Raw genomic sequence first — 16,880 nt, forward strand, 5'->3', positions numbered from 1 at the left:
GCACGTCCGGGGCGGCTTTAGCGGGCTAAAGACGGCGCTTCGTGACCGCAGCTAACTAGGCCGGCGGGAGGCCCCCGTCATTCGGGTGGCCGCGGCGCTCAGGCGCCGGTGACGCCGTCGACGCCCTCGCGCAGGAAGTCGGCGTGCCCGTTGTGCCGCGCGTACTCGTGGATCAGGTGCAGCATCACCAGCCGCAGCGAGACGTCCTCACCCCACCGTGGCATGTGGGCGACCACGTCGAGCGACTCGGCGGCCCGCTCGATCCGGCGCGAGTGCTCGACCTCCGCCTGCCACGCGCCGAACGCCTCCGCCCGGCTGGACTCCGACGCGTCGTACGCGATCTGGTAGTCGCCGCTTTCGGACCAGACCAGCGGGATGTCCTCGCCGTTGATCACCTTGCGGAACCACGTCCGCTCCACCTCGGCCATGTGCCGGACAAGGCCGAGCAGTGACAACGTCGACGGCGGCATCGACTGCCTGCGGAGTTCGTCGTCGGTCAGGCCGTCGCACTTCATGGCCAGCGTGGCGCGGTGGTAGTCCAGGTAGGCACGCAGCATCACGCGCTCGTCGGCGATTTTCGGCGGCTCGATCCGTTCCGTGGTCACGCCGTCCTTCTACACCAGCGTGTGCGCCACGGTTTCGTCGGTGCCGCCCCGCATACTGGGGTCGTGGCTGAGCCGATTCCGCTGTTCGAGGTCAACCGGGTCGACCCGTCCCGGTTCGCGGCCGAACAGCACCGGCTGTTCACCGGTCAGCGGCTGCGGATCGGGCGGTCGGGCACGGTGCACGAGGTCACCTGGGTGGACTGGATCAACGGCCTCACGCTGCCAGCTCCCGCCTGTCACCAGGGCTGGTCGGGGCTGGGCGCCTCCGGCGAGATCACGCCAACCACCCACGCCAGCACCTGCCTGAAGTGCCGTCGCCTGCGCGGGCTCCCGCCGTCCGACGACGCGGACCAGCCGGCCTTGTTCCCACTCTGACCAGCGGCGCTTGACCGTGACACGGTGTCAGGCTCTCGACTGTGAGGCGTCATGTTCACCATCGGAGATTTCGCCAGGCACGGGCGCGTGTCGATCCGGATGCTGCGGCACTACGACGCCATCGGACTGTTGCGGCCGGCGAAGGTCGACCGGTTCAGCGGCTACCGCTTCTACACCGCCGCGCAACTGGCCCGGCTCAACCGCATCATCGCGTTGAAGGAACTCGGGTTCACCCTGCAGCAGGTGGGCGAGATCCTCGACGAGCGGGTGACCGGCGAGCAGCTGCGCGGCATGCTGCTGCTGCGGCAGACCGAGCTGCGGACGGCCGCGGCCGAGGCCGCCGCGCGGCTGGCCCAGGTCGAGGCGAGGCTCCGGATGATCGAGAGCGAGGGATCGATGCCCACCCAGGACGTCGTCGTCAAAAGCCTGCCCGCCGTCCGGCTCGCGGAGCTCACCGGAGTCGCCACGTCGTTCGCGCCGGAGAACATCGGACCGGTCATCAAGCCGCTCTACGCCGACCTGATGTGCAGACTGGCCGAAGCCGGAGTGACACCGACCGGCCCCGGCATCGCCTACTACGAGGACTCGCCGACGGCCGAGGATGCCGTTCTCGTACACGCCGGGATCGAGATCGCCGGTGACGTGCCGGACAGCGCCGGGGTCGCCGTCGTGGACCTGCCGCCGGTGCCCGAGGCCGCCACGATCGTGCACCGGGGCTCGATGGACAACGTGCTGTCGAGCATCCAGGTGCTCGCCAAGTGGATCGACGGCAACGGCTACCGGTCGACCGGCTACAACCGGGAGCTGTACCTGGAGGTCCCCGAGGACGAGGACGGCTGGGTCACCGAACTTCAGGAACCCGTCCGGACGGTCTGAGGTATTTCGCCCGTTTCGTCCAGTCGCTGGGCCGGACGGGGCAGCGGTGCACACGCCGGGCGACCGCCGGCTGGAGCAGCCGGGTGAACCGGGATGCCGGATGTGGCTCCCGTAAGGAGAAGGCGTGCGGGGCGTGGTCGGTTGGTTGATCACGTCTCGTGCGCCTTCGTGCGCATCTAACTACCATCGAACGGGTAGTGAGGTGACTTCCATGGTGTTGTTCGGTCTTGACATCAGCCACCACCAGGGCGGCGCCCCCGACCTGCCCAGGGCGCGGGCCGAGGGTGTCGAATACGTCTTCTGCAAGTCCACGGAGGGGTCGACGTTCGTCGATCCCCGGTTCGGCGGCAACGTCGCCCGCGTCCGCGGCGCGGGGATGCTCGTGGCCGCCTACCACTACCAGCGCAACACCTCGGCGGCGGCGCAGGTCGACAACGTCCGTCGCGTGGTGCCCACGAACGTCCCGGTCATCCCCGACGTCGAGGCGAACTCGGGCAGCGTGGCGCTCACCAGGGAACTGGTCGACCGGCTGCGCGGCGCGGGTTACTCCGTGCCGCTGCTCTACCTGCCGCGCTGGTACTGGCAGCAAATCGGCTCGCCGAGCCTGGCCGGCCTGCCGCCGCTGTGGTCGAGCCGGTATCCGGACAACGCGCCCGGCACGATCCCCGAGGAGTACGCCGATGTGCCGCCGCATTACTGGAACGGCTACGGCGGACTCGGCGTCGCGGTGCTCCAGTTCTCCAGCTCCGGCCGGGTCGCCGGGTACGGCCCACTCGATCTCAACGCCTACCAAGGTACGAAACAGCAACTCGCCGCCCTGCTCGGCGGCCAACAGGAGGACGACATGCCATCCGTCGACGACCTGCTCAACGGCAAGGTGGGCGAGAGGCCCGACGGCAGCTACGTCTCGCTGAAGGACGCCGTCATCAACCCCTACCTGAACCTCTACTACGCCAACCCGCAGTGGGACCAGACCAAGATCGACGCCATCATGGCCAAGCTCGGCACGCTGACGACGCTGGTGGCCAAGGAGAACGGCGTCAGCGCCGAGGACATCGCCGGCGCGCTGCGCAGCGGGTTCGACGCGGACCTGCGGCCGGTCCTGCAGGAGGCCGCGGTCGCCGAGCTGGGCGAGGAGAAGGGGCAGCAGTTCACCGAAACGGTGCTCGCCCGGCTCGGTGAACGCCTCTCCGGTTGAGTTTGCCCGGCGCCGTCTTTAGCCCGCTAAAGACGGCGCCCGGGCGGCAGGGCGCGGGTCACGGCCTCGGTGATCAACGCGTCGACGTCCTCCTCGGGGAGGGCGTCGGGCAGGGTGAGCCGTTCGAGGATCAGCCAGTTGAGCGAGAAGTAGAGCAACCGGACGGTGGTCGCGTCGCCCGGTAGGCCGGACTCGGCGTGCGCGGCGAGGTTGAACGCCAGGTCGTCGCCGATGGTCCTGGTCAGCACGGCCCGCAGCGCCGGGCGGCGCGTCGCCTCCAGCCGCAGCTCCATCAACGCGAGAAATCCCGTTCGGTACGCGGCCACCCGGCCGACGACCTCGCGCATCACGTCGGCCAGCTTCTCCGCCGTCCGCGGGCCGGACAGGTTGTCGGTGAGCACCGACGGCTCCGGCTGCAGCCGCTCGTAAATCCGCCCGCCGATCTGCAGGAACAGGTCCTCCCGGTTGCGGAAGTAGTTCGACGCCGTCCCGCCCGGCACGCCGGCGCCCGTGTCGACGGCCCGGAACGTCAGCCCGCGCGCGCCCTCGGAGGCCAGCACCTCGATGGCCGCGTCGATGAGAGCGGCCCGCCGGGCCGGGTTCTGTCGCATGAACGGTCCTTTCGCAGAGCACGTTGACGCCGTGCCGCCCAAAGTACTACATTCAAACCACTCTGAACGTAGTACTTAGGAGCCGGCATGCGAAAGCTGACCTACTACATCGCCATGACGCTCGACGGCGTGATCGCCGGCCCGGCCGGCACGACGGACTTCTTCATGGTGGACGGGCCGCACCAGGCGGCGATCAACGAGACGTTCGCGGACACCGTCCCGCCACCGTGGCGGGAACAGCTCGGCTTCGGTGCGCTCACCCGGTTCGACACCGTGCTGATGGGCCGGCAGACCTACGACCTCGCACTGGCCGAGGGCAATCCCAGCCCCTATCCGCACCTACGGCAGATCGTCGCCTCCCGGACGGCGCGCACGAGCACCGACGTGGAGTTCACCGCGGACCCGGTCGCCACCGTCCGCGAGCTGAAGCAGCGAGATGGTCTCGGTATCTGGCTGTGCGCGGGCGGCAAGCTGGCGGGCGCGCTGCGCGACGAGATCGACGAGCTGGTCCTCAAGGTCCAGCCGTTCGTCGCCGGTGGTGGCCTGCGGCTGGTCGACGGTGACTTCTCCCCGGCGCGCTTCACCCTGGCCGACAGCCAGGTGTTCGACAATGGGGTCACGGTGCTCACCTACCGCCGATGAACCTGGAGCCGCATGCCGAACGAACCGACCATCGTCGACCGCCCGGAGCAGCCTTACGTCGCGATCGAGGGAACCGTCGGCCTGACGACCTTCGGCGAGATCGCCGACCGGCTGCCCGAGGTGTTCGCCTTCCTCGGCAGGCGCGGCATCGCCCCGGCCGGGCCGCCGTTCTTCCGCTACCTGGAGATCGACATGGAGACCCACCTGGTCGTCCAGGCGGGCGTGCCGGTCGCCGAGCCGCTCGACGGCGAGGGTGACCTCCTCGCCGCCGCCCTGCCGTCCGGCCGCTACGTCTCGTACGTCCACACCGGCCACCCCGACCAGCTCTTCGACGTCACCGACCGCGTCCTCGGGTGGGCCGACCAGGAAGGCCTGACCTGGGACCGGATCCCCGGCGAGGACGGCGAACGCTGGGGGTGCCGGCTGGAGATCCTGCACACCGATCCAGCCCAGGAGCCCGACCTGGACAAGTGGGTGACCGAGCTGGCGTTCCGGCTCACGCCCGCGCAACCGTCCTGACGGAATTTCCGGCGAGGTGTCGAAAGCCGTTCCCGGCGTTCGACGCGTCGGGTGACAGCACCCGCCTCCCCGGAAGGACAGTCCCATGGCACTCGTGATCTGCGACATGTCGATCTCCCTCGACGGCTACGTCACCGGGCCCAACGACAGCCGCGAGAACCCGTTCGGCGACGGCGCGGGCAGCCTGCACGACTGGCTGTTCAACGACCCGACCGCCGACGACCGGGCACAGTTGCGACAGGCAGCCGACGGCACCGGCGCGATCGTGATGGGCCGCAAGTCGTTCGACAAGTGCGTGGACATGTGGGGTGCCGACGGCCCGCTGCCCGGCGCGCCGAGCTTCGTCGTGACGCACCGCGAGCCGCCCGCGTCCTGCCCGCCGTCGTACACGTTCGTCGGCGACGTCGCCGAGGCGATCAGGCTGGCCAAGGCGGCCGGCGGGGACAAGGCCGTCGGCCTGCACGGCGCCACCGTCATGCAGCAGGCGCTCCCGCTCGGTCTGGTGGACGAGATCGTCGTGCACGTGATCCCGCTGCTGATCGGCGGCGGCACCCCGCTGTTCGCGAGCCTCGACTCGGCCATCTCACTGGAGCGCATCGACGCCGTCGTCACCCCGGCCGCGACTCACCTGCGGTTCCGCGTCGTCAACCGGCCCTCGTAGTCCCGCAGCGTCACGGCCTCGGACTTCGCCTGCATCCCGGTCACCATGCCGCGCCACGGCCCGGCGAGCATGGCCCGGCTCACCAGGTTGCGCAGTGCGATTCCCGGGCGGGTCCTCGGCAGGAACGCCTTGAGCCCGCCGGGCATCGGCTTCTGGTTCTCCCGCACGTACTCGGCGAGCGCCGACTGGTAGCGGGGGAACGCGACCTCGTGGTCGCCACCGGCTGCGGCCAGCTCGCCCGCAAGCACGTACGCGCCGACGATCGCCATGCTCGTGCCCATCCCGACCGAGCCGCCGGACAGGCTGTCGCCGAGCAGGGTCACCCGCCCGCGCCACCAACGGTCCACCGACACCCGTTCCGACCGATCGAAATAGAAGTCGGATGCTCGCGACATCTGGTTGAGCAACTCGGGGACCAGCCAGCCGGCGTCGGCGAACGCGTCGGCGACGATTCGCCGCTGCGCCACGACATCGCGGCGGTCGTGCGGGATGGGCGGGCAGGCGAACATCATCACCGCGCGAGCCTCGTCACCGTCGCCGACCGGGTACAGGCCGGCCATGCGGCTGCCGACCAGGTTGTGCATCCGTTGCCAGCCACCGAGGTCGACGGGCGAGCGCGTGGTGAACACCGCGGTGTAGTAGCCGTTGTCCGTGAGGAAGCCGGTGTCCGGGCCGAACGCCAGGTTGCGCACGGTCGAGCGGACGCCGTCGGCGCCGACCACGAGGTCGAACCGGCGCGCCGGACCGTGCGCGAACGTCACGTTCACCCCGTCCGCGTCCTCGACCAGACCGGTGACGGTGTCGCCGAAGACGTACTCGACGCCGTCCGGCGTCGCCTCCCGCAGGATCCGCGCGAGGTCGCTGCGCAGGATCTCGATCTCCGCGATGATGCCGCCGGAGTCGCCGAGCAGGTCGGCGGGCCAGGTCAGCACCGGCCGGTCACGATCGTCCACCTGGTACGTCCCGCGTACGCCGGTGTGCCGTTCGCGGACGAGGTCGAGGATTCCCATCCGCTCGACGACGTCGCGGGCGACACCACGCAGGTCGACCGCCTGCCCGCCGCGGCGGGGTTCGGCCGCCCGCTCGACGACGGTCGGCCGGAAGCCGTGACGGTGCAGCCAGTAGGCGAGTGCCGGTCCGGCGATTCCGGCGCCGGAGATGAGTACGTTGGACATGGGTTCCCCTCCGAACTAGTGCAGTGCGTACGCTGTACAAGCTAGAACTGCAAAGGAGACCCGCGCACTAGTGCACTAGTTCGCCGGGGGTGGTGCACTAGTGCGGGAAGGGGTGGACGTGACACCGTCCGAGGAGATCGTGGCGGAGCTGCGGCGCCGCATCACGCGGGGCGAGTTGCTGCCGGGGGACCGGGTGCCGTCCACCCGTGAGATCACCAGGGACTGGGGCGTGGCGATGGCGACCGCGACCCGCGTGCTGGCGTCCCTGCGTCAGCTCGGCCTCGTGCGAATGGTCCCCGGTGTCGGGACGGTCGTCGTCGAAGGGCCGGCCGCACGGAGTGTCCGCCGGCGTGCCCCGCAGGGCGAGGTGACCGGCGAGCGGGTGGTCCGCACGGCCATGGCCATCGCCGACACCGAGGGGTTGCGGGCCCTTTCGATGCGGCGGGTGGCCGCGGAACTGGGGCTCGCGCCGATGACGTTGTACCGCCACGTGCCGAGCAGGAACGAGTTGCACCTGCGGATGGCCGACACGGCGTTCGGCGATCAGCCGCCCGGCGCGGCGACCGGCACGCCGCGTGAACGCCTGGAGCAGGTGTTGCGTGGGCAGTGGCGGATCTACCGCAGGCATCCGTGGCTGGCGCAGGTTCTCTCGCTCACCCGGCCCCAGCCACTGCAGAACCTGCTCGACCACGGTGAGGTGACGCTGGCCGTGCTCGCGGGCTTCGGCCTGTCGGCGGCCGCGCGGCTGAACACGCAGATCGCGTTGTTCGGCTGGGTTCGGGCGGTGGCGCTGAACCTGGCGGCCGAGGCCGACGAGCGAGAGGACACCGGGCTCACCGAGGACGAGTGGGCGGCCCGTTCGCAGCCGGAGTTCACCCGGATTCTCGCGCAGGGGCGGCATCCGGCCTACGCCGCGTTGTTCGCCGAGTTCGCGGAGACCGGCTACGACCTCGACCTGGACGAGGTGTTCGAGCTGGGACTACAGCGGATGCTGGACGGTCTGCTGCTGTCCCTTGGCGGCGGCAAGAAGCCGGTGGGATAGCACGGTTCCGCCGGCCATCGCCGCCGGGAACACGATCAGCGCCGCCAGCGGGATCAGGCACAGCAGGTAGGCGGGCAGCGCGAAGCCGAGCGTCATGGACCTGTTGCGGCGCAACGTCCTGCGGCGCTCGCCGAGCCCCATTCCGCGGCGGGTGAACGGAATGCCGGTCAGCTCGATGCCCAGCAGCCACGCGCCGACACAGGCGGCGATCACCGGCACGACGGTCTGCCCGAGTACCGGGATGAACCCGGCGAGGAACAGCGGGATGGCGTACAGAATCGCCAGCAACACCAGCAGGATCGTGTCGCGCAGGCCGATTCCGAACGCCTTCGCCCAGCCGACCTGCTGGGACTCCGGAACACCGCCGAGCACCGTGTCCTCCACCCGCTCGGCGATGGCCTCGTAGAACGGTCCGCCGATCATCACCGTCAGCCCGCTGAACACCAGCAACGACAACGCGATCGCCCCGGCCACGACGGAGATGCCGATGGCGACCCTGGTCAGCGTCTGCCACGTCGAGGACCAGTCGTCGGCGAACGGGGTGGCCCAGGTGACCAGGTCGCTCGCGTAGATCAGCAGGGTGACCAGGCCGCCGAACAGCAGAATGCTGGTCAGCAGCGCGGGAATCGCGCCGAGCAGGAGCAGCTTCCCGTTGCCGAGCACCAGGCGGAAGCCCTGGGCGAACAGGCCGACACCGGAACCGAAATCACGCAGCGACTTGACCACCGGCGAAGCCTACTGGGTCACCAGAACACGGCAATCCCGACATTGATCAACGCCAGCGCGGCGACGTTGCCCAGCATGTGCCTGCTCGGTGTGCGGTTCTTGCGGGCGTAGAGCACCGCCAGTACCAGCACGGCGAGCGCGATGAGCAGCTTGACGCCGATCTTGACGTTGTTGACCTCGTTGGGCACCAGCTTCGCCGACGCGATCCCGACCAGCGCGACCCCGGTGACCACCTGGGTGATCGCGCAGGCGAGCAGGACCGTCGGGCCCTTCTCGTGCTGGGCGAGTGCCTGGTTGACCACGACGGCGAGGATGCCGGCCATGCCGAGCAGGTGCAGCAGGACCAGAGCGTTGTAGACGACCACCATGGGGGAACTCTACTACGTCTCGTAGTAGAAAGTCAGACAGGGAGAGCGAACAGGCTCGCCGGAGTGGCGAGCGCGGTCAGCGACACCACCAGGACGACGGCCCGCAGCAGCAGCCGGGGGCTCGCGGGCGGCTGGCGAAGTCGGTCGATCCGCAGCCGGACGTGGCTGTCGGCCGCGGCCAGCGTGCCGGCGGGCGCGCGGGGGCCCGCCGCGGCGAAGCGCTCCAGCGCGTCGGCGAGCGTCTCGCGGCCGTGCCTGCGTGCGGCGTGGTCGTCGGCGCACAGCTCGATCAGCAACTCGACGGCCGCCAGCGCGCGCCTGGCGAGCTGGTTCTCCGGCAGTGCGCGGTGCAGTGCGGTGAACGGCGCCAGCACGAGGTGGTGACGGGCACGGGCGTGCGCGTGCTCGTGCGAAAGGACGGCGGCGAGCTGGGCCGGCGTCAGCAGCCGGAGCGTGCCCGCGCTGATCACGACCCGCGACTTCGGGCCGGGCAGGCAGTACGCGGCCGCGGCGGGGTGATCGAGCACGAGCGCGGTGCCCTCGGTGCGGGCCACGAGCCGCAACAGCTCGCGGTGCCGCTTGCGCGACCGGGCCGTTCGCACGGACCAGTGCAGTTGCGCGCCGAGCAGCCACAGCGCGAGCGCCACTCCCGCGCAGGCGGCCAGCAGCCGCGGCGGCGTGACGTGGGCGGGCAGGTGCCCGGTGAACAGGTCCGAGCAGAACGCCGCGACCGACGGCAGCACGCCGAGGTGGTAACCGCCGAGACCGATCCCGAGCAGCAGGCCCAGCACGGCGAGCACCGCGGTCAGGCCGGTGACCTGCCAGAGCAGTACCGCGGTGCGCGGCGCCCGCAGGAACAGACCGGTGTGGCCCAGCACCAGAACGCAGACGCCGGCGAGGACCAGCGCGGCCGCATGGTGCAGGGCCTCGATCATGGCTGCTCCCTCGACTCGTCGAGCGCGTCGCGCAGCGTTCTGGCCTCGTCGGTGGACACCGACCTGGCGAACTGCACGAGCGCCGAGTCGCGGTCGCCCGCCAGTTCGAGCGCCTGCACCATCAGCTCGGCGATGTAGGTCTCGCGCGGGGCGGCCGCGGCGTAACGCCACGCGCGGCCGTCCCGCTCACGGTTCACCAATCCCTTGCGTGCCAGGCGATCGAGAACCGTCATGACGGTGGTGTAGGCCAGTGCGCGATCGGCGAGGTCGCCGTGGACCTCGCGGCCGGTCGCCGGGACGTCACGAGCCCACAGCGCTTCCATCACCGCGCGTTCGAGATCCCCGAGCCGACTCACCCGGCCGATACTACCGACCGTCGTAATCCTGTCTACGAGGAGCAGGTGTTCAGTGCGGACTGCAGTGCCGACTTCTCCGCTGTCTGGGCGGTCAGACCCCAGTGGTGCTTGCTGCGGATCCACACCTTCGCGTAGGTGCACCGGTAGCTCGAGACCGACGGCTGCCAGGCTGCCGGGTCCTTGTCGCCCTTGGCCTGGTTGACGTTGTCGGTCACCGCGATCAGCTGCGGCCGGGACAGGTCGTTGGCGAACGACTCGCGCCGCGCGTTCGACCAGGACCGGGCCCCAGAGCGCCACGCCTCGGCCAGTGGCACGACGTGGTCGATGTCCACATCGGACGCCCGGGTCCAGGTCGCGCCGTCGTACGGGCTGTACCAGCGGCCGGACGTCGCCGCGCACGAGCCGTCGACCACGACGTTCGTACCGTCCCGCTTGAGGACGGTCTCCCGGGTGTTGCAGCTGCCGGACACGGTGCTCCAGTGCGGGAACTTCTCGCGCGAGTAGCCGTCGAGCGAGCCCTCGTTCGCCGTCCGGATCGCGTTGAGCTGTGACTGGGCGGTTGCCTTGCTCGGAATGTTCGGCGGGGTCGCGGCCGCGGGCGTGGCGAGCGCGACGGTCAGCGCGGCCACGGCGGCGCCGGACAGCAACAGTGCGGGCAAGCGGGACATCGGACCTCCCGGTGGGGACTGCAGGGGACGAATCGACTGTCCTCGGCCGTGATTGCGGAAACGTGGCTTTCCGGCGACGGTTGGCGGAAGAGGTCCCAACACCGGGAACGCACGCGGCGTTGACTACGTTGGGGCCGCATGGGCGTGCTGGTGGACGAACCGGGCACCACGGTGGAGATCCGCCTGCCACGGCGTGGAATGGTGATCATCGCCGGACTCCCCGGTGCGGGAAAGAGCACCCTGCTCGCCGGCATCACCGAGACGGCGGGCGCGATCGTGCTCGACTCCGACCAGGTCAGGCTCGTGCTGGCCGGCAGGCTGCCGGCCGCGGTGCCCTACCGCACTTACCGGCCACTTGTCCACGTGCTGCACCGCTTGCGCATCCTGTACTTCTGTGCCATCACCCGTCGTCCCGTCCTCGCTCACGAGCCGGCGACCAGGGCGAGTACCCGCGCCCTGCTGGTGTTGATCGCCGCGGTGACCGGGCGAGGACCGTACCTGCTGTGGCTGGACACCACGCCCGACCAGGCGGCGATGGGGCAGCGGGAGCGTGGCCGGATGCTCGGCTCCCGGTCGTTCTCCCGGCACCTGCGCAGGGCCGGCCGGGTCCGCCGCAGGCTCGACGCCGGGCGTGGCCTGCGGGGATGGGTCTCGGTGGACGTCCTGCCCCGGCCCCCGCTCGGCACCCCCGTCGTCCTGCGACCGCTGCACTGACAGACGGTCAACAGCCCGACGGGGTTACCGGCGAGTTATCCACAGAACTTGTCCACATGTGGGTGAGTGGGCTGTCACCCCGGGTAAGGCGTGCTGGCCACAGGCATATCGATCGGGTGGCCGTCGGTCGGCCCGGCCGGCCGGCCCGCCCCGAGCAGGTACAACGCGGTCTCGCCGATCCCGTCCACGCCCAGCGCGGTCTCGACCTCGGAGTCCCGGAACGCGGCCGTCTGGAACGGCCCGAGCCCGACGGCCGTGGTGACCAGGTCGAATGTCTGGGCCAGGTGGCCGGCGTCCAGCATGATCATCCGCAGCGTGCGGGGGTGCTTGTACTTGTAGGTCGTGCGCTTGATCATCGCCGTCAGGAACACCACGAACCCGGCGTCGACGGCCATCCGCTGGCCGAACGCCAGCCGGTCGACGGCGGCCCGGTCGAAGGCCGGGTCGATCAGCTCCAGCGCGTGCAGTTCGGCGTTGTAGTGGTAGAGCCCGGGCGCGACGCCCTCCACGTCGAGCACGCCGATGTAGGGCTCCAGCTCGTGCCGGGCTCCGCCGCCGGGGCTGGTGCGCATGAGCAGCGTGCCGTACTCGCGGGCGTCGACGAAGTACATCGGGGCGAACGCGTAGTGCAGCACGGTGGCCAGTTCGCGCAGGGTCACCGGCTCGCTGGTGAACTCCCGGTGCGTGCGGCGGGCGAGCAGCACCTCGTCGAAGTCCCTGCGCAGTGGCAGGAACGCCCGGGGCAGCCGGACCAGCGGAGCGTCCGGATAGCTCTTGAAGATCGGCGGAGGTGGCCCCGCCGCGAGCGCGACGGCGGCCGCCGCGGCACGGTGTTCCTCGTCGTCGCCGATGTAGGCGGCGTCCTTGGTGCCGAAGTGGAAGAACCGCGCCTCCTCGCTCCACGCCGCCCACTCGCTGATCAGCGTGTCCTCCCGCTCGGCCTGCTCGGGTGAGCGCAGCAGCCCGGCCTCGGCCAGCGCGGTCACCGCGGCCCGGACCGACTCCGGGTCGTAGCCGGGCAGGTCGGCCAGGACGGTCTCGACGTCGGTCCACTCGTCGAACAGATTCAGCAGGTTCATGGTGGCCGCGTCGACCACCGTCGCGTTGTCCTCGTCGTTGTCGGACGACTTGGCCGTCAGGTAGTCCTCGAGGACGAACTCGCCCTCGCTCCAGTAGCCCACCAGTGTGCGGGCACGACGAAACTTCACCGGGTCTCCCCTACGGATCAGTGGTGCAGAATGGGAGGGGGAGGTGCGACGTCCGAGGTCGCACCTCCCCCTTTGTGTGCTGCCCGCGGACTACGCCGGGTGGTTGCTCAGCAGGTTGCCGCGGGTCTTCTTGCGGCGCACAACGACGGTGTACGTCATGCCGGTTCACCTCCTTCCACAGTGGACAGACTGGACAGGATCAGGTGCGGACGTCCGGTCCGCGGGTGGGGGATCACGTCGGCGTCGACCTCGAACACCGAGCGCAGCAGGCCGGGGGTGAGCACGTCCTCCGGCGGTCCGCTGGCGACGACCTCGCCTGCTCGCAGCACGTGCAGCCGGTCGCAGTAGGTGGCGGCGAGGTTCAGGTCGTGCACCGCCATCACGGTGGTCATGCCGAGATCGCGGACCAGCCGCATGAGGTCGAGCTGGTGCCGGGCGTCGAGGTGGTTGGTCGGTTCGTCGAGCACCAGCACCCGGGTCTGCTGGGCCAGAGCGCGGGCCAGCAGGACGCGCTGACGTTCGCCGCCGGACAGCGTCGCGTAGTGCCGCCCCGCCAGTGGCAGGGCGTCGACCCGCTCCAGCGCCTCCCGCACGATCTCCGCGTCGCGTGCGGTGGCCGCGGCGAACGGGTGCTTGTGCGGGGTACGGCCCATGGCGACCATCTCGCGGGCGGTGATGTCGAACTCCGCGCGTGTTTCCTGTGGCACCGAAGCGATGTCGCGGGCCGCTTCCCGGGGTCTGAGATCCCAGACGTCCACTTCGTCCAGTAGCACCTGGCCGGACGCCGGGCGCAGATGCCGGTAGACGGTGCGCAGCAACGTCGACTTGCCGCTGCCGTTCGGGCCGACCAGGCCGGTGACCTCGCCGGCGGCGGCCAGCACGGACGCGCCGGCCAGGATCTGCCTGCCGCCCAGCTCGACGCGGATGTCCCGCAGCCGCAGCGCCACCCCGCTCACAGGCCCGTCTCCGACAACCTGCGACGGCGGGCCATCAGCGCCAGGAACACCGGCGCGCCGATCACCGAGGTCAGCACGCCGACCGGGATTTCCTGTGGCCGCAACAGAAACCGTGCCAGCAGATCGACCAGCACCAGGAAGCCCGCACCCGCGAGTACCGCGGCGGGCAGCACCCTGCGGTGGTCGCTGCCGACCAGTAGCCGGACGGCGTGCGGCACCACCAGCCCGACGAAGTAGATGGCACCCGACAACGCCACCATCACCCCGGTGACCAGCGACGTCGAGGTGAACAGCTCGCCCCGTAACCGGTTGGCCGGAACGCCGAGCCCGGCCGCCGTCTCGTCGCCGACCAGCAGGGCGTTCATCCCGCGTGCCCTGGCCAGCAGCGCCACGATGCCGACGGCCAGCGCCACGGCCGGGACGCCGAGGTCGGCCCACCTCGCGCCGGCCAGACTGCCGAACAGCCAGAACAACGCGGAGTTCGTCTTGCCGGGGTCGTCTGCCTGGAGTACCAGATAGTTGGTGACGCCGAGCAGCGCGTACCCGACCACGACGCCGACCAGCAGCAGCCGGGTCGGCGCGAGCCCGCCCCAGGTGCGGGCGAGCAGGTAGACGAGCCCGAACGTCAGCATCGCTCCGACGACGCCGGCGAGCGCGTGCGAGGTGACGCCCCAGAAACTGACGCCGAGCACGATCGACGCCACCGCCCCGACCGACGCGCCCGACGAGATGCCGAGCAGGAACGGGTCGGCGAGCGGGTTGCGTACCAGTGCCTGTGTCGCCACGCCGACCACCGCGAGACCCGCGCCCACCAAGGCGGACAACAGAACGCGGGGCAGTCTGAGATCCCAGACAATGGCGTCCTGGGTGAGTGTCCAGCCGCTGGGGTCGCCGAGCGCGGTGATCCGGTGGAACAGCACCTGCCAGACGACGTCCGGCGGAACGGTGACCGAGCCGTAGGCGATACCGGCGGTCATGGCGAGCACCAGCAGCACCGCGAGCGCGGTGAACACGAGCGCGACCTTCACCTGACGCGGTCCGGGTGCAGCTGGCGGGCGAGGGAGACGACGGCGTCGGCGCTACGCACCCCGCCGTGGGAGGCCTGCTCGTAGACCAGCCGCGCGAACCTGCCGTCGCGCACCGCCGGTGTGCCAGCCAGCCCGGGGAAGCCGCGGACGAACTTCTCGGCCTCGGCGAACGCGGCGTCGTTGGCAGCCTGGTTGCCCTTGTCGTAGATGATCAGCAGCACGACCTCGGGGCCGTCCTGTGCGATCTGTTCCCAGCTGAGCTTCTGGTAGGCCTTGTCCAGGTCGGCGAAGATGCTCTGGCCGCCTGCCAGGTTGACCACGGCGTTGACGGCCTGGCGGTTGCCCGGTGCGTACGGCGTCTGGGTGCCTTCGTCGAACTCGAACGGGAACACCTTCGGCCGCGGCGCTCCCGCGATGGCGGTGCCGACGTTGGCGACCTTGCCGCGCATCTCCTCGATCAGCGCGTTGGCCCGGTCGGCGACGCCGAACGCGGTGCCGAGGTTGCGCAGGTCCTGGTAGATCAGTTCCAGATCGGTGCGGGCGGCCGGGGTCGCCGCGGCGCAGGCGGTGCTCAGCGCGAGGTAGGAGTTGACCCCGGCGTCGGCGAGTTCCTGCTGGGAGGTGGCGCCCTGTGCCTCGAAGTTCGAGGAGAACCCGCCGAGCACGAGGTCCGGTTGTGCGGCGAGCAGTTGCTCGCGGGGTACCGGCTTGTACGCGCCGGGGGTGTACGCGCCGGCGAGTTTCGGCAGTGCCTGTGCGGCGGCGTCGAACTGCGGTGGGAACACGCCTGGCTTCGGCGGGGAGCCGATTCCGACCACAGTGGACTGAACACCCAGCCAGAACAGCGGTTCCAGCACGCTGTCGGTCAGGGCGACCACCCGCTTCGGTGGCGTGCTGAACTTGACCGTGCGGCCGGTGCAGTCCTTGATCTCCGCCGGGGTGTAGCCGGCCGCCTGTGGCGCGGCCGGCCCGGCCGTTCCGGATGGACCGCCGCAGGCCGTGAGGGCGGCGGCGAGGACGAGAACCGTGAGCTTCCGCGTCAACTCGGCCTCCCGACGCCGGTGGACGGGTGGGTGAGCCGGGCTGTCAGCCGCGCGGTGCCGCCCGCGGAGTCCGGGTCGGCGGTGCCGGACCAGCAGCCGTCCGCACCGGCCAGCAGCACGGCGACGCCCTCGGCAGGGCAGGACTTCACGCAGCCGGACACGGTGACGGTGATGGCGTCGCGTCCCAGCAGGGCGTACATGTCGCGTCGCAGGTCCCGTACCCAGGCGCCGGTGTCGTGTTCCCGGCACCGGCCACAGACCAGCAGCACCGAGTCGGCGCGCCGCCGCAGGGCTGGGCTCTCGCTCGTCCGCATGGCATTCATGTCGTTGAGCTTGCCGGGAAAGTTCCCGTCCATTCGGGTGATCCCACGCCCCGGCGCCTCGTGCCTGCACACTTCGGCCCCCAGCGCAACTCCCGCGCCCCGCCCGAGGGCGATGAAGGGAGCTTTGCTCGCGTCTTAGGGTAGTAAAGCTCCCTTGCTCCCCGAAAATGCCCGAAATGACCGGTTGGGTTTGTGGGTGGATGGGACTTTCGTGGGCGGGGTCAGCCGGGGAGGGCGCGGGCGTCGCCGCCGGAGGAGACGGCGGCGGCCAGGTACTCGCGGGCGCGGAACACCCGCGAGCGGATCGTGCCGACGGCGCACTCGCAGACCTCCGCCGCCTCGGCGTAGGACAGGCCGGCCACCTGGGTCAGCACGAACGCGTCCCGCCGCTCGGGGTCCAGCTCGGCGACCAGCTGCTGCAGCACGACCAGCCTGCCGTGGTCGGCCAGCGCGGGCTCGGTCGTCAGGTCGTCGAGCGGGCTGGTCTGGGGCTTGCGTTTCGCCCCGCGCAGGTGGTCGGCGGCGACCCGCCGGGCGATGGCCAGCAGCCACAACCGGGCGGGCGAACGGCCCTCGAAGTCCCGCAGCGCGGCGAACGCCCGCAGGTAGGTGTCCTGCACCAGGTCCTCGGCCGACCGCGGGTCGGCCAGGTAGCCGAGCAGCCTGTGCAGCTGGTGGCGGGTGGCCGCGACGAACCGCTCGGCGGACGCACGGTCACCCGCGGCCGCCTGGAACGCGTGCCGGGTGATCTCGTCGTCGTCCACGAGCAGACACCCTAGAGGGCCGCGGACTACACCGACTGGGCGAATCGGCGGAACTTTTCGCCGTCCGCTGCCGACCTGCACGATATG

The 16,880-nt window shown here is 70.6% G+C and carries 22 protein-coding genes; 8 read left to right on the forward strand and 14 right to left on the reverse strand.

Annotation, left to right across the window (positions count from 1 at the left end):
* Positions 1 to 98: 98 nt before the first annotated feature.
* Positions 99 to 605, reverse strand: a complete 507-nt coding sequence (locus EWH70_RS22280; RefSeq protein ID WP_130477422.1) for a DinB family protein — start codon at positions 603 to 605, stop codon at positions 99 to 101.
* A gap of 63 nt (positions 606 to 668) precedes the next feature.
* Here EWH70_RS22280 and EWH70_RS22285 point away from each other — a divergent pair, with 63 nt between their 5' ends.
* The 3 genes from EWH70_RS22285 (at position 669) to EWH70_RS22295 (ending at position 3,054) form a co-directional block, all read left to right on the forward strand.
* The gene (locus EWH70_RS22285; protein WP_240687143.1) at positions 669 to 980 is read left to right on the forward strand and encodes a hypothetical protein; all 312 of its coding nucleotides are present in this window, start codon (positions 669 to 671) and stop codon (positions 978 to 980) included.
* Positions 981 to 1,031: 51 nt separating this feature from the next.
* Positions 1,032 to 1,856, forward strand: a complete 825-nt coding sequence (locus tag EWH70_RS22290; RefSeq protein ID WP_130477423.1) for a MerR family transcriptional regulator — start codon at positions 1,032 to 1,034, stop codon at positions 1,854 to 1,856.
* Positions 1,857 to 2,067: 211 nt separating this feature from the next.
* On the forward strand, positions 2,068 to 3,054 hold the full coding sequence (locus EWH70_RS22295; protein WP_130477424.1) for a glycoside hydrolase family 25 protein: 987 nt from the start codon (positions 2,068 to 2,070) through the stop codon (positions 3,052 to 3,054).
* Between the two features lie 26 nt (positions 3,055 to 3,080).
* Here the strand turns inward: EWH70_RS22295 and EWH70_RS22300 are convergent, their stop codons facing one another.
* Entirely contained in the window at positions 3,081 to 3,665 is a 585-nt protein-coding gene (locus EWH70_RS22300; protein ID WP_130477425.1) for a TetR/AcrR family transcriptional regulator, read from the reverse strand.
* Between the two features lie 87 nt (positions 3,666 to 3,752).
* Between EWH70_RS22300 and EWH70_RS22305 the strand changes: the two genes are divergently transcribed.
* From EWH70_RS22305 to EWH70_RS22315, 3 genes are all read left to right on the forward strand, one after another.
* Positions 3,753 to 4,307 carry a dihydrofolate reductase family protein gene (locus EWH70_RS22305; RefSeq protein ID WP_130477426.1) on the forward strand — a complete coding sequence of 185 codons (555 nt, stop codon included), beginning with the start codon at positions 3,753 to 3,755 and terminating at the stop codon, positions 4,305 to 4,307.
* 12 nt (positions 4,308 to 4,319) lie between these two features.
* Complete coding sequence (locus EWH70_RS22310; protein WP_130477427.1) at positions 4,320 to 4,826, forward strand: GyrI-like domain-containing protein; 507 nt, start codon at positions 4,320 to 4,322, stop codon at positions 4,824 to 4,826.
* Between the two features lie 85 nt (positions 4,827 to 4,911).
* Positions 4,912 to 5,487: a dihydrofolate reductase family protein gene (locus EWH70_RS22315; RefSeq protein ID WP_130477428.1), complete on the forward strand. Its 576-nt coding sequence runs from the start codon at positions 4,912 to 4,914 to the stop codon at positions 5,485 to 5,487.
* Here the strand turns inward: EWH70_RS22315 and EWH70_RS22320 are convergent.
* Positions 5,451 to 6,662, reverse strand: coding sequence for an FAD-dependent monooxygenase (locus EWH70_RS22320; protein ID WP_130477429.1), 1,212 nt, complete (start codon positions 6,660 to 6,662; stop codon positions 5,451 to 5,453). The two genes, EWH70_RS22315 and EWH70_RS22320, sit on opposite strands and share 37 nt — an antisense overlap.
* Positions 6,663 to 6,780: 118 nt before the next feature.
* Here EWH70_RS22320 and EWH70_RS22325 point away from each other — a divergent pair, with 118 nt between their 5' ends.
* Positions 6,781 to 7,704: a TetR/AcrR family transcriptional regulator C-terminal domain-containing protein gene (locus EWH70_RS22325; protein ID WP_130477430.1), complete on the forward strand. Its 924-nt coding sequence runs from the start codon at positions 6,781 to 6,783 to the stop codon at positions 7,702 to 7,704.
* On the opposite strand, the gene EWH70_RS22330 is transcribed toward EWH70_RS22325, so the two are convergent.
* Genes EWH70_RS22330 through EWH70_RS22350 form a run of 5 tightly spaced genes read right to left on the reverse strand, consistent with a single transcriptional unit; the run spans position 7,642 to position 10,757 of the window.
* Positions 7,642 to 8,430 (reverse strand): EI24 domain-containing protein, encoded by a 789-nt coding sequence (locus tag EWH70_RS22330; RefSeq protein ID WP_130477431.1) that lies wholly within the window; start codon positions 8,428 to 8,430, stop codon positions 7,642 to 7,644. The two genes, EWH70_RS22325 and EWH70_RS22330, sit on opposite strands and share 63 nt — an antisense overlap.
* 17 nt (positions 8,431 to 8,447) lie before the next feature.
* Positions 8,448 to 8,798 carry a hypothetical protein gene (locus tag EWH70_RS22335; protein ID WP_130477432.1) on the reverse strand — a complete coding sequence of 117 codons (351 nt, stop codon included), beginning with the start codon at positions 8,796 to 8,798 and terminating at the stop codon, positions 8,448 to 8,450.
* A gap of 32 nt (positions 8,799 to 8,830) precedes the next feature.
* Positions 8,831 to 9,733, reverse strand: coding sequence for a M56 family metallopeptidase (locus tag EWH70_RS22340; RefSeq protein ID WP_130477433.1), 903 nt, complete (start codon positions 9,731 to 9,733; stop codon positions 8,831 to 8,833).
* Positions 9,730 to 10,089: a BlaI/MecI/CopY family transcriptional regulator gene (locus EWH70_RS22345; protein ID WP_130477434.1), complete on the reverse strand. Its 360-nt coding sequence runs from the start codon at positions 10,087 to 10,089 to the stop codon at positions 9,730 to 9,732. Before EWH70_RS22345 ends, EWH70_RS22340 begins: the two co-directional genes overlap by 4 nt.
* 32 nt (positions 10,090 to 10,121) lie before the next feature.
* Positions 10,122 to 10,757 carry an HNH endonuclease family protein gene (locus EWH70_RS22350; protein ID WP_130477435.1) on the reverse strand — a complete coding sequence of 212 codons (636 nt, stop codon included), beginning with the start codon at positions 10,755 to 10,757 and terminating at the stop codon, positions 10,122 to 10,124.
* Positions 10,758 to 10,895: 138 nt separating this feature from the next.
* On the opposite strand from EWH70_RS22350, the gene EWH70_RS22355 reads away from it, so the two are divergent.
* On the forward strand, positions 10,896 to 11,471 hold the full coding sequence (locus tag EWH70_RS22355) for a P-loop nucleotide/nucleoside kinase family protein (RefSeq protein WP_130477436.1): 576 nt from the start codon (positions 10,896 to 10,898) through the stop codon (positions 11,469 to 11,471).
* 74 nt (positions 11,472 to 11,545) lie between these two features.
* Here EWH70_RS22355 and EWH70_RS22360 read toward each other — a convergent pair whose 3' ends face one another.
* The 6 genes from EWH70_RS22360 to EWH70_RS22380 all read right to left on the reverse strand — a co-directional run bounded on the left by EWH70_RS22360 (position 11,546) and on the right by EWH70_RS22380 (position 16,793).
* A complete protein-coding gene (locus tag EWH70_RS22360) occupies positions 11,546 to 12,679 on the reverse strand; it encodes a SagB/ThcOx family dehydrogenase (protein WP_130477437.1) in 1,134 nt (377 codons plus the stop codon).
* A 155-nt stretch (positions 12,680 to 12,834) separates the two neighbouring features.
* Positions 12,835 to 13,635, reverse strand: a complete 801-nt coding sequence (locus EWH70_RS22365) for an ABC transporter ATP-binding protein (RefSeq protein ID WP_338078603.1) — start codon at positions 13,633 to 13,635, stop codon at positions 12,835 to 12,837.
* Positions 13,632 to 14,663, reverse strand: coding sequence for a FecCD family ABC transporter permease (locus tag EWH70_RS22370; RefSeq protein WP_240687144.1), 1,032 nt, complete (start codon positions 14,661 to 14,663; stop codon positions 13,632 to 13,634). Before EWH70_RS22370 ends, EWH70_RS22365 begins: the two co-directional genes overlap by 4 nt.
* Positions 14,660 to 15,706 (reverse strand): ABC transporter substrate-binding protein, encoded by a 1,047-nt coding sequence (locus EWH70_RS22375; RefSeq protein ID WP_165436363.1) that lies wholly within the window; start codon positions 15,704 to 15,706, stop codon positions 14,660 to 14,662. The genes EWH70_RS22370 and EWH70_RS22375 overlap by 4 nt, the downstream gene beginning before the upstream one ends.
* A complete protein-coding gene (locus tag EWH70_RS35550; protein ID WP_165436364.1) occupies positions 15,703 to 16,062 on the reverse strand; it encodes a hypothetical protein in 360 nt (119 codons plus the stop codon). Before EWH70_RS35550 ends, EWH70_RS22375 begins: the two co-directional genes overlap by 4 nt.
* A 188-nt stretch (positions 16,063 to 16,250) precedes the next feature.
* Positions 16,251 to 16,793, reverse strand: a complete 543-nt coding sequence (locus tag EWH70_RS22380) for a sigma-70 family RNA polymerase sigma factor (RefSeq protein ID WP_130477439.1) — start codon at positions 16,791 to 16,793, stop codon at positions 16,251 to 16,253.
* Between the last annotated feature and the right edge of the window lie 87 nt (positions 16,794 to 16,880).

The sequence above is a fragment of the Amycolatopsis suaedae genome (assembly GCF_004214935.1).
GTDB classification, from domain to species: domain Bacteria; phylum Actinomycetota; class Actinomycetes; order Mycobacteriales; family Pseudonocardiaceae; genus Amycolatopsis; species Amycolatopsis suaedae.

Coding starts and splice junctions, on each gene's coding strand:
- EWH70_RS22295 (WP_130477424.1), top strand. CDS start 2,068: ATGGTGTTGTTCGGTCTTGACATCAGCCACCACCAGGGCGGCGCCCCC.
- EWH70_RS22350 (WP_130477435.1), bottom strand. CDS start 10,757: ATGTCCCGCTTGCCCGCACTGTTGCTGTCCGGCGCCGCCGTGGCCGCG.
- EWH70_RS22290 (WP_130477423.1), top strand. CDS start 1,032: ATGTTCACCATCGGAGATTTCGCCAGGCACGGGCGCGTGTCGATCCGG.
- EWH70_RS22340 (WP_130477433.1), bottom strand. CDS start 9,733: ATGATCGAGGCCCTGCACCATGCGGCCGCGCTGGTCCTCGCCGGCGTC.
- EWH70_RS22315 (WP_130477428.1), top strand. CDS start 4,912: ATGGCACTCGTGATCTGCGACATGTCGATCTCCCTCGACGGCTACGTC.
- EWH70_RS22310 (WP_130477427.1), top strand. CDS start 4,320: ATGCCGAACGAACCGACCATCGTCGACCGCCCGGAGCAGCCTTACGTC.
- EWH70_RS22300 (WP_130477425.1), bottom strand. CDS start 3,665: ATGCGACAGAACCCGGCCCGGCGGGCCGCTCTCATCGACGCGGCCATC.
- EWH70_RS22355 (WP_130477436.1), top strand. CDS start 10,896: ATGGGCGTGCTGGTGGACGAACCGGGCACCACGGTGGAGATCCGCCTG.
- EWH70_RS35550 (WP_165436364.1), bottom strand. CDS start 16,062: ATGGACGGGAACTTTCCCGGCAAGCTCAACGACATGAATGCCATGCGG.
- EWH70_RS22305 (WP_130477426.1), top strand. CDS start 3,753: ATGCGAAAGCTGACCTACTACATCGCCATGACGCTCGACGGCGTGATC.
- EWH70_RS22335 (WP_130477432.1), bottom strand. CDS start 8,798: ATGGTGGTCGTCTACAACGCTCTGGTCCTGCTGCACCTGCTCGGCATG.
- EWH70_RS22320 (WP_130477429.1), bottom strand. CDS start 6,662: ATGTCCAACGTACTCATCTCCGGCGCCGGAATCGCCGGACCGGCACTC.